The organism is Paenibacillus sp. FSL H8-0260, from assembly GCF_045040625.1.
Taxonomy (GTDB): Bacteria; Bacillota; Bacilli; order Paenibacillales; family Paenibacillaceae; genus Paenibacillus_AQ; species Paenibacillus_AQ odorifer.
On the sequence record NZ_CP150298.1, the window covers coordinates 4562674 to 4576602 of the forward strand.

At 41.9% G+C, this 13929-nt stretch carries 13 protein-coding genes; 4 read left to right on the forward strand and 9 right to left on the reverse strand.

Going from position 1 to position 13929, the window contains the following annotated elements:
- Window positions 1-365: 365 nt before the first annotated feature.
- Complete coding sequence (locus tag MHI51_RS20355; protein WP_094903188.1) at window positions 366-1028, reverse strand: MgtC/SapB family protein; 663 nt, start codon at window positions 1026-1028, stop codon at window positions 366-368.
- A gap of 146 nt (window positions 1029-1174) precedes the next feature.
- A complete protein-coding gene (locus tag MHI51_RS20360; RefSeq protein ID WP_081387401.1) occupies window positions 1175-1729 on the reverse strand; it encodes a GNAT family N-acetyltransferase in 555 nt (184 codons plus the stop codon).
- A 186-nt stretch (window positions 1730-1915) separates the two neighbouring features.
- Between MHI51_RS20360 and MHI51_RS20365 the strand changes: the two genes are divergently transcribed.
- Window positions 1916-2311: a DUF2871 domain-containing protein gene (locus MHI51_RS20365; RefSeq protein WP_076129897.1), complete on the forward strand. Its 396-nt coding sequence runs from the start codon at window positions 1916-1918 to the stop codon at window positions 2309-2311.
- Window positions 2312-2369: 58 nt separating this feature from the next.
- Here the strand turns inward: MHI51_RS20365 and MHI51_RS20370 are convergent, their stop codons facing one another.
- Window positions 2370-5063, reverse strand: a complete 2694-nt coding sequence (locus MHI51_RS20370; RefSeq protein ID WP_081387400.1) for a glycoside hydrolase family 6 protein — start codon at window positions 5061-5063, stop codon at window positions 2370-2372.
- Window positions 5064-5471: 408 nt separating this feature from the next.
- Between MHI51_RS20370 and MHI51_RS20375 the strand changes: the two genes are divergently transcribed.
- On the forward strand, window positions 5472-5900 hold the full coding sequence (locus MHI51_RS20375) for a VOC family protein (RefSeq protein WP_076183122.1): 429 nt from the start codon (window positions 5472-5474) through the stop codon (window positions 5898-5900).
- A gap of 64 nt (window positions 5901-5964) precedes the next feature.
- On the opposite strand, the gene MHI51_RS20380 is transcribed toward MHI51_RS20375, so the two are convergent.
- The 4 genes from MHI51_RS20380 to MHI51_RS20395 form a co-directional block, all read right to left on the reverse strand.
- On the reverse strand, window positions 5965-8307 hold the full coding sequence (locus tag MHI51_RS20380) for an ABC transporter permease (protein WP_076276076.1): 2343 nt from the start codon (window positions 8305-8307) through the stop codon (window positions 5965-5967).
- 2 nt (window positions 8308-8309) lie between these two features.
- Window positions 8310-9083 (reverse strand): ABC transporter ATP-binding protein, encoded by a 774-nt coding sequence (locus MHI51_RS20385; protein WP_076183127.1) that lies wholly within the window; start codon window positions 9081-9083, stop codon window positions 8310-8312.
- A gap of 159 nt (window positions 9084-9242) precedes the next feature.
- Window positions 9243-10517, reverse strand: a complete 1275-nt coding sequence (locus MHI51_RS20390) for a HAMP domain-containing sensor histidine kinase (protein WP_076218475.1) — start codon at window positions 10515-10517, stop codon at window positions 9243-9245.
- Between the two features lie 2 nt (window positions 10518-10519).
- A complete protein-coding gene (locus MHI51_RS20395; RefSeq protein WP_076218474.1) occupies window positions 10520-11203 on the reverse strand; it encodes a response regulator transcription factor in 684 nt (227 codons plus the stop codon).
- Between the two features lie 66 nt (window positions 11204-11269).
- Here MHI51_RS20395 and MHI51_RS20400 point away from each other — a divergent pair, with 66 nt between their 5' ends.
- The gene (locus MHI51_RS20400; protein WP_076276075.1) at window positions 11270-12535 is read left to right on the forward strand and encodes a serine hydrolase; all 1266 of its coding nucleotides are present in this window, start codon (window positions 11270-11272) and stop codon (window positions 12533-12535) included.
- Window positions 12536-12578: 43 nt separating this feature from the next.
- On the opposite strand, the gene MHI51_RS20405 is transcribed toward MHI51_RS20400, so the two are convergent.
- A complete protein-coding gene (locus MHI51_RS20405; RefSeq protein WP_036685802.1) occupies window positions 12579-12938 on the reverse strand; it encodes a hypothetical protein in 360 nt (119 codons plus the stop codon).
- A 281-nt stretch (window positions 12939-13219) separates the two neighbouring features.
- Between MHI51_RS20405 and MHI51_RS20410 the strand changes: the two genes are divergently transcribed.
- Window positions 13220-13429 (forward strand): hypothetical protein, encoded by a 210-nt coding sequence (locus MHI51_RS20410; protein ID WP_076276074.1) that lies wholly within the window; start codon window positions 13220-13222, stop codon window positions 13427-13429.
- On the opposite strand, the gene MHI51_RS20415 is transcribed toward MHI51_RS20410, so the two are convergent.
- A complete protein-coding gene (locus tag MHI51_RS20415; protein WP_179086982.1) occupies window positions 13426-13908 on the reverse strand; it encodes a DinB family protein in 483 nt (160 codons plus the stop codon). The genes MHI51_RS20410 and MHI51_RS20415 overlap by 4 nt on opposite strands.
- Between the last annotated feature and the right edge of the window lie 21 nt (window positions 13909-13929).

Below are 13929 nucleotides of genomic sequence, written 5' to 3' on the forward strand. Positions count from 1 at the left end.
ATGTATTCTTTGATTTAAATTTTAATTTAGTTTCTCCAGTGATGGGATTAATAATAAAGGGTCATGGTTTATGTGTCAATATAAATGACATATTTTTTATTTAAAAATAAATGTAAGCGGTTAACGAAAGATAACCAACACAAAAACCACTCAATATATAACACAGACATAACATATAAGCCCATGAATTAGCATTTAATTTGAATCTTGAACCTATTAATTGGAACAGAAAGACTGAAAGTGGTATTTTGAGGGTGTGTGAATCGATGGTAAATTGAAGGTAACACTCGCATCAAAAGGAAACTCTCAAAAAGGAGGTAGCTTTTGATGCGAAGTGAGTTAGTTACATCGAAGGTGCTAAAAAATCATTGAAACTCAACGGTCTTAACCGCTGCGTCCTCTTGGATCATCGATAACAATTGTACTGGATTAAATGATTCAGGCAATCTTACAACGATTTCTACGTTTAATTCGGATTCTACACTGTTATTTTCAGCATGAAAACTTAGAACAGCGATTTTGTGTTCTTTAAGCAACTCTTGAATTCGGCCCATAGCGCCTTCTGTGTTAGCTAGACTTATAACGAGCTGTTGGGTTTTTGGTGCGGCCAGCCAGCTATTACGACTGTGTAAGATCTTTTGCCCAAGTAAAATGATTATCGTTGCTCCTACGCCAAGAATATAAAGACCAGACCCTATAGCCATGCCCACTCCGGCTGTTGCCCAAATCCCTGCAGCAGTAGTGAGCCCTTTGACTGTGTGTCTTTGCATAAAAATCATTCCTGCGCCCAAAAAACCTACTCCGCTTACTACCTGAGCAGCTATCCGAGCGGGATCAAGAGAAAGATTAGGCCAATCCGCTTGATCCTGAAACCCATATTTGGAGATGACCATCATGAGTGCAGCACCTAAGGCCACAACAAAATGTGTTCTAACTCCAGCTTCTTTCATCCGGCTTTTGCGTTCATATCCAACTAATACGCCACAAATTCCCGCGCCAATTACACGAAGCAAATACTCAAACTCCATACCTTCACCTTCTTTCATCATGATATGTATGTTGGATTAGTACCACGTAGGATAAATTCGATAATCTATTTATTGTATCACAAACAAAAAACCATAATACGTCCTCTCGCATTATGGTTAACTCGCATTTTTTAATTTTATACTTCTTAGTTCGTATCGGAAGCTAACAAAGAGCAAATCTCCGCATCTACAAATCTACCTTTTTCAAAAAAAGATTCGCGCAACAATCCCTCATACTTAAAGCCCGCTTTCAAAAGAGACTTCTTGGAGGCAATATTAGCCGGATCATAAAGCGCCTCAATTCGATGGAGCTTCATATGCTCAAAGCCATACGCAATAATAGCTGTCAGGACTTCCGTCATCACACCCTGCCGCCAATAAAGTGGAGATAATTCATACCCAATCTCTGCTTTGAAATTTCTGTGCGCCCAGTTATGATATCCGCACGAACCAATCATTATATTATCCTCACGCCTGGCTATTCCCCAGCGAATGCTTTGTTTGCCTTTGAAACGTTCATCCCATCTTTCGATAAGGTTGATCGCTTGCTGTATATCGGTAAAGCTATCCAGATCATAATACTGGGTCACTTCATCTTTTGAAAAATAATTATATATTTCTTTAGCATCATCCAGTGTAATTCTTCTCAAAATAAAGCGGTCTGTTTCGAGCACAGGAAATCCTTCAACGTTATCGATCATATTTTCCTTAAGTCTCCTCTCATTTCTCTAGTAGTACAGTTCGTCGTGGAAAGTGAAACTTCCTTTAGGATATAATGTATTTTATAAACTAGTGATTTTTTTCACCTTGTAATCATTTGTTCATATTGCGTTCTTAATTGCTTGATACACTTCAATCATAACGATAACTACAAAGGAGATATTCTTATGAAAAAATTGTATTACACGTCTTTTTTCTATGCAATTCTTGGTTTGATAGCCGGAGTGGCCTATCGCGAAATTACTAAAATGAATGATTTCACAGGAGATACTATATTAGTTGCGCTTCACACTCACATTCTAGTCTTAGGATTCTTTTTCTTTATTATTGCTATGATCTTAGACAAGTTATTTAATATCCATGAGGCTAAATCTTTTGGTGCATGGTACATTGTCTATAACATTGGTCTTCTAATCACGATTGGTGCAATGGCTACACGTGGAATGCTGCAAATTAACGGCAGTGATATTAGCTTCCTGCCCCATATTGCGGGACTTGGTCACGCCATTGTTGGGGCTGGAATCATCTGGCTGCTTGTGCTACTCGGTAAACGAATTAAATAATACAGAAAGAGCCGCCTGGATCACTCCAGCGGCTCTTTTAATTATCCCCTGCTTTCCGTTACGGAGCAATCCCCCATACGAGAGCATCATTCTGATAAAGCGTCACTTTATCCCAGTTAGTATAAGCAGTTTTAGTAGCATCAAAGGAGTAGTCATTGACTTCGTTAAAATTAGTCCAATCTGATTTATATATTCTGAGTTGAATATCTCCGGACTGGCCTCCAGCTGGAATGGAACCAGACGAAGAAGCAAACGAAAGTTCAACGTAAGTGTCTGCATTCGTGCCAGTGTAGTCTGCAAAGGCGACTTGAACATTATTATTGCCGATCTGTGCCCAATCAATTGTGCCATTTAACGTCTGATTACTATCTTTAGTGAAATAATAACGGATTTTAAGATCGCTTAAGTTCACTGGGGTTGTGCCGTTATTTTTAATATTAAAATAAGGTTTGATCTGATTGTCTGTCGCATTAGTATCTCCCGCCCGATACTGCAACGTCAGACTAATTGCTGCCGGAACTTGTGGAACAGCACTCGCTTGTGCCGAATTCACACTCTCTCCTGTACTATTGGTTGCGCTTACAACATAGTAATAGGTTGTTCCGTTCGTTAAGCCCGTGTTAATGTAGCTCGTTGCCGTTAGCCCTGTTGCTACAGTGGTATAAGGCCCTCCGCTTGTGGTTGCACTTTTCACAGTGTAACTAGTCGCACCACTGGATGCACTCCAGCTCAGGTTTACTTTTGCATCTCCTGCTGTCGCTACCAAATTGGTTGGCGCCGCGGGAACAGTCGCCACTGCTGCTGGAGCCGCACTCGCTTGTGTAGAATCCGCACTCTCTCCCACACTATTGGTTGCGCTTACAACATAGTAATAAGTTGTTCCGTTCGTTAGGGCGGTGTTAGTGTAGCTCGTGGTCGTTAGCCCTGCTGCTACAGTAGTGTACGGGCCTCCGCTTGTGGTTGCACTTTTCACAGTGTAGCTAGTCGCACCATTGGATGCGCTCCAGCTCAGGCTTACTTTCGCATCTCCCGCTGTCGCTACCAAGTTAGTGGGTGCCGTCGGAACAGTCGCCACCGCCGCTGGGGTCGCATTCGCTTGTCCCGAATTCACACTTTCTCCTACACTATTGGTTGCGCTTACAACATAGTAATAGGTTGTTCCGTTCGTTAAGCCTGTGTTGGTGTAGCTCGTTGTCGTTAGCCCGGTTGCTACAGTTGTGTACGGCCCTCCGCTTGTGGCCGCTCGTTTTACGGTGTAACTAGTCGCACTGCTGGATGCCGTCCAGCTCAGGCTTACTTTTGCATCTCCCGCTGTCGCTACCAAATTAGTGGGTGCCGCAGGAACTACAGTGCCCCCTCCGTTACTCAGAGGAATTACAGGGTAAGCATTCTGTACCAGCTGAACAAATTGATCATGGAACCAGTGGCCTGATACAGGCGCATTAGGTAATGCACCGGTCAGTGTGCCGCTTGAGCTGGTATAAGTCGGATCACACATTCTGTCAAAGCCCTTGCCCTCATTATTTGGAATGGCACTGCTGGAGCCATCAGATTCTCCCGGAGGTTTCACCCAGACGAATGCATCCAAATGTGAGGCTGCATAACCTGCGGGTGCTGCTTGTGGAACTTCTCCAATTCCGGCACCGCTGGCATTACACCAATTGCCGCGATGGAGACGTTTATCAATCCGACCGGAATCCGCATAAGCGTTAACGGTTGTTCCGCTTGCACTAGTCGGACGATTAGGTCCTCCCCACCCGTTACGGGAAGTATCAATAAGGAAGCCGATCGTGGAAGGCCAACCTTTTGCTACAAAACCTGAATACAAAGCTGCTGTGAAATCGGCTTCATCAAAATACGGATTCCATTCATAATAACTTGCAGAACGAAGCTGCTGGCTGCCTATCGTAAGATTCGGATCTGGAAGATTAGGTTCTACTAGTGGAGTGGTATTGGCTGTATTCGTAATGAATCCATCGACACTAGCAAGTCCAGCTGTAGTGCCTGACACAACCGAAGTAAAGAGGTCTATAGCGGGGCCACGGTTAGTATCCCATCCGAGCCAGCCGGAGTGACCAATATCCATGTAAGTATACACATTTGGAATGGCATGGAGAGCATTTAAAGTGTAACGTGTAGCATCACGGTAAATATTCGTGGAGTTAGCTTGAGCACACTGTGGTGTGCTGAGATTGGTAACTAGATTCGGAAGCGAATCCGGCTCTACGATAGTCACTATACGAATGTCACTATATTTGGGCTTTGCAAAAATACTGGCGATTACGTCAACATAATCTGATTTGTAGGTTGTCAAACCCGCTGCCGTCAGTGGCAGCTCGCCATTGGAGGCCAAAGCGTGGCAATCCCGCCCTGGCATATCATAAATTACAAATGTGGCTGTAATCGGCGTGTTGGGTTGCTTTTGCGCGAGTACGGAATCTAATGTTTCCTCAAGACTTTTTCTGCCTCCGTTTTCTGTCCCGCCATAAATTGCAGCAATTCGATCCAGCCATACGGCTGTCGGATATTTTTTAATGGTCTCCATCTTGGAAACTAAAGTACTATCGGTAACCTGAGCAATAGAGGTATCAATCAGTGCGGCATAATCAGGATTAACATATGCTGTAGCTCCTACAAACGGATTGTCAACATGTGCCTCACTGGCATACGTGGTAGAAGGAGCATATCCGGTGATAACTAAAGCCATGATCGTAAGCAATAACAACATTTGCTTCCTTAGTGCTTTTGTCATTTATTATTCTCCTTTCGACAATTAAATAAATTCGTAAATAATTTATTAATAGCCACGCGATGCTACAATTGCAGTATTCACTCCTTTAAAGAATGGTCACCTCCTCTATGCCTTACCCGCACTCATCATCACCTCCCCTCCGTTTTAAAAATCTAACAAGAGCCTAAATCCTCTAACTATTTAACATAAATATAATTTTATTTAATTTATAGAAAATTATCCCTTTTCTTGAATACTACCATATCCTATTTTTAATTAGAAGATAGTAGATGAAATAAAAGTTTAATAATGAGACTATAAGAATATTTGTTTATAAACTGGTAAATGATACAATGTGGAAGTGACAAGGTATTTTGAATTTTAAGTATTTTCAAAGTAACGCTAACAAACCTTTAAGGAGTGAAAAAAATGTCTATCGATGTTTATCTTAATTTCAATGGGAATTGTCGTGACGCAGCAGAGTTTTACGCAGAGGTGTTTGGCACTGAACGTCCACAAATCATGACCTTTGGTGAAACACCACCCGATCCCAATTTCACTCTTCCTGAGGAAGCTAAAGATTTGGTTATGCACACCCGCTTGAATATCGAAGGCAGTAATGTAATGTTTTCTGATGTTTTTCCAGGTATGCCTTTTATCGAAGGAAACAATATTAGTCTTTCCGTAGTTAGTAAGGATTTAGATAACATAAAGAAATATTTCGATAAGCTTCAAGAGGGCGGTAAAGTAGTTATGGAACTGCAAGAAACCTTCTGGAGCTCTTGTTATGGTAGTCTAAAAGATAAATTCGGCATCGACTGGCAATTCAATTATGATGACGGACGAATAAATATGTAATAAAAAAACAACGGGCATGGAGTAACTAACCTCCTGCTCGTTGTTTTTTTGTTTTTCGCTTAAATTAGTCCATAATCAAATCGTACACACTAACCTTCCGAATTCGCCGGGCAACAAGCATAGACACCGCATAAGCGACTACTAGAATGGCTGCACACAATAGCAATACTTGAGGCAAACTAACCGCCAGTTGGACATTATAAATCCCTAAACTCGAGAGCAATAGTACAAACGCTGAGTCTGAGAAAAAATACCCCCCTATGCTCCCCAAAGCTACTCCCACCACAATCACCGGAAACAGACTAAAGGTAATCTGCGTCATCAGATTAAAAGTGGTATAACCCATTCCTTTAAGAATGCCGAACTCACGTTTTCGCTTCAGAATCAAAGTCTTAATCACTAAATACAAAATCAGACTGACTACTATAATCGTCACCACAGTGATGACTGCTGTCATAGAAGATACTGCGGCAGTGAATGTACTGAGCGTACTATCAACCGTTTCTCGAATGTTAGTAATGTTCCATTGCTTAGGGAAGCGTGCTTCCAGATCCTTCACAAAAGCTTGCGCATCTCCCCCCTCTTTCAGATACACATTGATGGACAGAGGGGTGTACTCCGGTTGAAGTCTTCTCATTCCATCACCGGTCATACTCGCCACCATTCCAAGTTGGCTAATCTGCTGGCTTAAGCCAGTAACCAAATAATTCTCCGTCACACCATTAAAAGTGATCGGGACCTCGTCCCCTATTTCTGAATTTTCCAACTTTGCAATAACACCGGAAATCACAATTTCATTATCATAAATTGGCTCTCGCCCTTTGTATATGGTTTGTGTCTCCAGCTTGCTATAATCGTCAGATACCCGGAGCATAAAGCTGGTGTTTTTAATCGAAGCGACCATGCTATCCAATACAGTCAACTTTTCAACCCCTGGCATGGCTTCTAATTCTGTAAACTTCCCCTGCTGTAGGTCACCGTTTTTCGGCAATAACAAAAAGTCGCTGCGTTCTATACCTACCAGTTCTATAACGGCGGAGGTATCTCCCTTAAAGTTGAAATTCAATATAGAGCAAAAAATACTAGAAAAGGTTAATCCGGCAACGATCAATACGATCATCATATTCTGTTTCGCCTGCCTTACTAAAGCTTTAAGGCTTAAGCTGAATTGCAGATTCATCCGGGATGTTTCGAGTGGAATTGGGTTCCGCTTGAAATTGTGAGTGAGGATTCCGCTCTGCAGAGCTGTAATCGGAGTAATGTTCCGAATTCGCCGGCTCGACAGATAGGTAACAAGTAGCACTAGTCCAGAGACAATAACCAAACTAAGCACTGCACTGACCCCTTCAAAGGATATTGGCCACAGAAGTCCGATTGAAGACGAAATCATATTCCCTACCAACGGCATAACCAGCCCAGATAACCCGCCTCCCGGTATAGCTGCAATGATGGAAACTGAGGTGAACTGTAGCAGAAGCGCATTTTTAATCTGCCATGAAGTATAGCCGTTAGCTTTTAAAATACCGATGTTCGTTAAATTGTCTTCAATATGCCCCAATATTTGAAACCTGATGACAATAAGCGAGATTAGAACCATAATCAGTGCAAATACGATTAAAATGGCTGCTAAAAGATTAACAAAAACACGGTTCCCTTCGAGCCCAACCTCTGCCCGCATGACTTGAAATTGATCCGTACTTCCTGAGGCGAAAATCCGCTCACTAAGCATTTGCTCCAGCTTTACATCCTTTGAAGGATCGGTTAAATCTGCTGATAGAAAGCTGTACTGAGCTTCAGTTCCAAGACGTTCCCCCAACTGTTTATAACCTTCATCATTCAAAAATACTTTTAAAGCTCCATTAGTTAACGTCCCTAGCAACGGCTCCTCAATAAAGCCACCTATGGTATAAGAAAATGAGTTATTATCGTATACAAAAGTAAAAGTATCCCCAAGGTTATACCCCGATCCAACATGGAACAAATAAGGCAGATAGATCATATCCGCATCCTTAGATCCTAGTGGAGTCGTTGTCTTGAACAGTCCCTTGGTCCGCGGTGTATCCATGTTAAGAATTATAAAAGCTACCGTAGTGTCCGTTTGTCCGTACTTCATTTTAGCATCTGCTAACAGAATTGCTGCTTCATTCTCCCAGGATTCTGTATATGAATAACTATCCACAAGCTCCTCATACTCTTCTAGATAATCATCTTTTGGAAAATATGCACTTATTTCTGGAGTCCTTAATTCAGTCATTTTTTCTTGCTGGAAGGAATTGAGCTTCAAAATGACCGTAAGACCAATGTTCAGCAGCAGCACAGCTATCATGATAAGAATGAAGAGCGTAACCGTAGCACTTTTTCTTTTACGAATATTGGACCAAGCTAATTTTCCTATTAGGCTGCTCATCCCTACCACCCCAATTCGGTTAGAAAGGACTGTAATTGCTGCTGCCGTTCAGGTCCGTTATCTTCGCTATAAGGGGTAAGACGCAAATCTCCCACGATGACTCCATCCCGCAAATACAATATCCGATTTCCACGCAACGCGGTTTTAAGATCATGAGTAACCATAATTATACTTTGCCCTTGTCTATTCACCTCAGTAAGGACGCGCAGTACACCTATTCCTGCTGAACTATTTAACGCACCCGTCGGCTCATCGGCGAAAACCGCTTTTGGACTGTTGATCAATGCCCGGATAATCCCCGCCCGCTGAGCTTCGCCACCTGAGATTTGCGCCGGAAACTTGCCCCAGACAGAGTCATCCAGACCTACATCAGAGAGTAGCTTTTTGGCTTTTTTTACAGCCCCTGCTCTATCCTTTTGTACAAGAAAAGCACTTGATAATACATTGTCGAGGACACTCATCGTATCCAGCAGATGAATCTGCTGAAACACGAACCCACAATTCTTCCGCCGGAATATCGCAAGCTGATCATTACTCATGGCTGTGATATCCTGACCTTCAAATAGAACCTCTCCAAGTGTTGGCTTATCCATACCCGAAATGGCATACAGCAGTGTTGATTTACCAGAACCAGAGCTGCCCATGATAATCGTAAAATCACCATGATATAAGGTCAGATCCAGATTTTTCAAAACATGCTGCTGAGTTCCTCCATGGGAGAAGGTTTTTCCAAGCTTATTAGTCTGCATCAGCACTTTATTATTCACTTCGCTCATGTTGAACACTCCATTTACATTCATGCTCATTAATTGCGCTAAAAAAAATCATAGCTCTACGCGAAATATAATGGCTGCAATCACAAGCTCATTCGTAATTGCAACCTTATCGTACGTTAAATGTTCTTAACATGTCTTTGTGCAATCCTTAGCTAATTCTTAATTCTGTCCTGCTAAAGGAATTAGCAGTTTAACTGTAAATCCGTCCTCCCGATTGGAGCACAGAATGTCGCCTTGCATTTTTTGCATCATATAACGGGAAATGTACAGGCCTAGACCTGCACCATTCTGGCTCACGGCCAGACTGCCCCGAAAAAATTTATTGAATACTAAAGGCAGCTCCTCTTCAGGAACCCCGGGACCATAGTCCAGAATATCTACCTCCAGATAATGATCCGTGATCTCGAACTTAATATCTATGGGTGTGTCTGTATAGGCATATTTGTAGGAATTATTCACAACATTATCGATCACCTGCTGCAACCGCAAGGGGTCCACCGTAATGAGACAGTCAGGCACAGATGCTGCTGAAATCCGTTCATAGAAATTCACATTATTTATAATTTGGATCAGCAGGTGGCTTTGCTCTTCCGTTAAGCTGACTTTAAGTTCATTTAGTTCCTCCAAGGTCGAATGGAACATATCAGTCACCAGACGATCAATCTGATCTGCTTTGGAGTACAAAGTGTTAAGCTGTCTGCCGGTCTTCTCATCCCTTGCGCTTAATAACATCAGTTCCGTGATCGCCTTTAACGAAGCAACGGGTGTTTTAATGTCATGACTGAGACTAGCAACCAGTTCCTTTTTACTTTTATTCGCCAAATATTCGCTGTGTCTAGCCGCTGCAAGCTCTTCCCGCATCATATCAAAGCTTTCGGTAAAAGCACCAAACAGATGATTACGATCCATCTCCAGCGGCACTTCCAGATCACCTCTCGCGATATGCTTCGCGAATTGCTGCATTTTGCGGAACGGACGGAGAACCGATCGATTCAGGAACCAAATATAGAGAACGCCTAGAACTGTAAGCAGAAGCAGCATCACAATAGAAACTTGTATAAATTGTTTTTTCATATGTATAAAGATCGCACGGTAATCATTATTAATAATCACCTTCCCCACCATCTTATCCTGAACAAAAACGTCCACTAGAGTATCCCGATTATTGATGGCTTCGTTAACAGTAACGGAAATCACATTTCCCGTCTGATATTTAAGTACTCCCGTGGTATCTATAATGGCAAATTCATAAGGACTTTCCTTGTACAGCTTCGGATCAAGCTTGTCCCAGTTCTGTTCCGTGAGCTTCACAATGGTATTGATCGCCACTCTATCTGTTCCTGTCTCCACCTGCAAATTAAGAATTAGGAAGGTGAGCGCTAAACTTGCGGCAAATATAGTAAGCAGAAGGGCCAACAGCAGTTTTTTTGTCATAACTATTTGTCCTCAAAAGCATAACCGATGCCCCATACTGTACGGATGTACTGAGGATCATTAGGATTCTGCTCAATCTTCTCACGTAGATGACGGATATGTACATTTAAGGTGCCATCCCCCGCAAAAACATCTCCCCATACCTCTGTAAATAACTCCTCTTTGGGGATTACCCTATTTTTCTGCTGAATCAAATAGCTGAGCAATTTATATTCCATCGTTTTCAGCTTGAGAGCTACGCCATTAAGGCTTGCCCTCCTAAGTTCGGGGTCTATCTGGATAGGGCCGGCTTGGAGGATAGCTGCCTCCGCTATAACTTCGTTATTGTGGCGTTTAAGCACCGCCTTCACTTTTGCGAGCAGCACTCGCAGGGTATACGGCTTATGAATATAGTCATCTCCTCCGATATCAAGAGCAATCAATACATCATCTTCACTAGAGCGGGCACTAATAAACAAGATGGGAATCCCCAACGTCTGACGCAGCTCTTTGCATAACTGGAAGCCGGATTCACCGCCTAAATTAATATCAAGCAGTAACATTGAGACCTGATGCTCACGTAAAAAGCTTCGACAGGCATCAGCGCTTGTAACAAACGCGGTTTGAACATCGAACAAATTAAAATATTCGCAGGTGGTCTCCGCAAGTTCAGTTTCATCATCAATAATTAAACAATCATATCTCATGGATTTCTCTCCGCTTCAACAGAATTTAGTATTATGTTAGAATATGCCTTTAAGGAGGGGTTACCTGTGGATAAACAATCCCAGCGTCTGGAGCAATTTTTAGATAAATACGAACAAAGCTGGCCATTGAGCGGCACAGTCTTGATAGCTCAGCATGGAGAAATCAAGCTACAAAAAGCATATGGGTATGCGAATCTTGAACATCAGGTCCCGAACGCTATAGATACCAAATTCCGGATCTGGTCGCTAACCAAGTCATTCACTGGCATGGCGATTCTGATGCTAAAAGAACAAAAACGTCTGCGACTGGAAGATCCGATCTTAAAATATCTTCCTGAACAGCATGCATTCGAGGGGATGACCATCCTTCATCTGCTGGGACATACCTCGGGTATAGCCAACTACACTTCTCTACCCGAATATAATCAAAAATTAAATAAACTGAAGCTGACTCCCTTGGAGATGTTACAGCTATTTGTGAGTCAACCGCCTGCATTTATGCCCGGCACATCGTTTTCCTATAATAATTCGGGTTATTATTTATTAGGAATGATCATTGAAAAGATTACTGGCATGACATTTGAAGATTATATCACTACTTTTATATTACAGCCTCTTGGCATGGTAAATACAGGAGTTTATAACAATCAGCAAATCATTTCAAAATTAGCCTCACCTTATCATTCCTCATGGGGAGAGTATACTCAGGGTGAATACATACATATGAGCTCTATCCTGTCAGCGGGTGCCATGTATTCGACGGCTGCTGATCTTTTCCTGTGGGATCAAGCTTTATACTCCGATCAATTAGTGTCTCACGATACTCTGGAGATGGCTTTTCATTCAAGTAATCTCAAATATCGATTTGGTTGGTTCTTGGACGAACGTTATGATCGCAAAAGAATGTATCACGGTGGCGCTTATCGCGGCTTCCGAAGTGAAATGCACAGATATCCAGAAGAGCAGACAACCGTCATCATGTTGACCAATTATGATTGTGTCCCCATTACCAAGTTAACGGAATCTCTATCTGGATTAGTATTCGGTGAGCCTGCCGAAATGCCGATATTCCCGCGAGCCTTTCCACTTGATGATAGCATGTATGCTGAATATATGGGGACCTATGAGGGATTTGGCTGCAAAGCGAGCGTGGAGCGTAGGGGCCAGGACTATTATTTTGTCTGGAATGATGAAGAGGTTACACCGTTCTATCCTATCTCAGAAACAAGATTCCATCATACCAAGCATGACAGTGAATTTGAATTTAAACGAAATGAACAGGGTGAGCTTTCATTTCTGGGGATGAAAAAAAACAAACGAGTGCCGCAATAGCCATAAAATAGCTACTGGGCACCCGCCTTTTTTCAGCTAAGGCCTAAGCCTTGGCCAAAATTATAAATTGCGTGAGCATCACGATTACCGCTGAAGACACTCCCAGCGAATTAATGATTGTTAAAGCATTTGGATAACTTTCTTTCCGAAATTGTGAGAACAAAGACACCGTCCATAACACGCTGAAAAATAACGACGACAACCCGGATACAGCTTCACTATCAATTCGTCTGCTCCGGAGAAACAATCCGGCAAGGGTGGCGACAGTATAAACAATATATATTACTAGCTCTATCGATGTGATAACGATCGCCTCGCCGGCAGAGAACAAACGCATTAACAAGTATTGAAAACCTAAACAGATAAACACAAGCTGGTTAAAAGATAGTCTCTTCACTCTCATAGCTTAGCTCCTTTAGGATATATTTTCACAAAAGACAACGCTTACATTGTACTAGTGATTGAATATATCTTCTGTGACTTTCCATACCCTGCCAAATATTAGTCAGATAATATCCTCACATACAAAAAAGGAAGTACACTTTGCGAAAAAAAATCCGCAAGGCATACTTCCTTTTTTTTACGATTCGATTGTAGATTTAGACGGAATGGGACATCTTAGTTCCAAAATAGAATGAACAGTGGATTTATAAGATGTTTTCTTAAAATTAGGAGGTCATTGCTGTGAGAAACAAACAATCCATTATCTTCGTGACCATACCATTATCCGAGATCAAGAAGTTCATCCTTATTGATATTGTTGCTGGATGGGTCTTTTATTTTGCTATAAAATTCCCCTTCCATTCCTTAATTGCCGCCTCTGCCGGAAGCATGTTTGGTCCTATCCTCATACGCCAATCCATGAAGTTAGTTCAAAATCGCGCCAAGGTTTAAGGTTTTAAGAACTGCTCAATCTGTTTTTTATGATGCTTATCATGTGGGATAAAACTTCTCAAGTACTTGCGAACGCTGAATTTTTTGCGATCTCCATCCTTATATTCATGATTGAATTCATCTTCCGTTAAGCCTACAGCTGCATCTATGATTTTAGTTCTATAACGTACAAATTGTTCAATTAATGTTTGTTCAGATAATAATTTAGCATATTCTACAGCGTTAGCATTAAACTCGTTAAAATCCAAATGCTTGGTTGTGATCGGTTCCCGGAGAATTATTTTCTTAATCGCACCTTCATAAAAATATTTATCCCATAACATGAGATGACAGATGATATCCTTTAAAGTCCATTTACCAGCTGCAATAGGCTGATTCCAATGTTTGTCTGATACTTCACCTAAAGATTCTACGAACGGGATGAGGGACTTAAATTCGAGTAACATTTGCTCATTTGTTTTTGCAGCCAGAGAGATCAACCTCCACATGAAAAATAAAAT

What these genes read in the sequence shown, in the direction of transcription:
- MHI51_RS20355 (WP_094903188.1), bottom strand. Translation starts at nt 1,028, where the DNA reads ATGGAGTTTGAGTATTTGCTTCGTGTAATTGGCGCGGGAATTTGTGGC.
- MHI51_RS20360 (WP_081387401.1), bottom strand. Translation starts at nt 1,729, where the DNA reads ATGATCGATAACGTTGAAGGATTTCCTGTGCTCGAAACAGACCGCTTT.
- MHI51_RS20365 (WP_076129897.1), top strand. Translation starts at nt 1,916, where the DNA reads ATGAAAAAATTGTATTACACGTCTTTTTTCTATGCAATTCTTGGTTTG.
- MHI51_RS20370 (WP_081387400.1), bottom strand. Translation starts at nt 5,063, where the DNA reads ATGACAAAAGCACTAAGGAAGCAAATGTTGTTATTGCTTACGATCATG.
- MHI51_RS20375 (WP_076183122.1), top strand. Translation starts at nt 5,472, where the DNA reads ATGTCTATCGATGTTTATCTTAATTTCAATGGGAATTGTCGTGACGCA.
- MHI51_RS20380 (WP_076276076.1), bottom strand. Translation starts at nt 8,307, where the DNA reads ATGAGCAGCCTAATAGGAAAATTAGCTTGGTCCAATATTCGTAAAAGA.
- MHI51_RS20385 (WP_076183127.1), bottom strand. Translation starts at nt 9,083, where the DNA reads ATGAGCGAAGTGAATAATAAAGTGCTGATGCAGACTAATAAGCTTGGA.
- MHI51_RS20390 (WP_076218475.1), bottom strand. Translation starts at nt 10,517, where the DNA reads ATGACAAAAAAACTGCTGTTGGCCCTTCTGCTTACTATATTTGCCGCA.
- MHI51_RS20395 (WP_076218474.1), bottom strand. Translation starts at nt 11,203, where the DNA reads ATGAGATATGATTGTTTAATTATTGATGATGAAACTGAACTTGCGGAG.
- MHI51_RS20405 (WP_036685802.1), bottom strand. Translation starts at nt 12,938, where the DNA reads ATGAGAGTGAAGAGACTATCTTTTAACCAGCTTGTGTTTATCTGTTTA.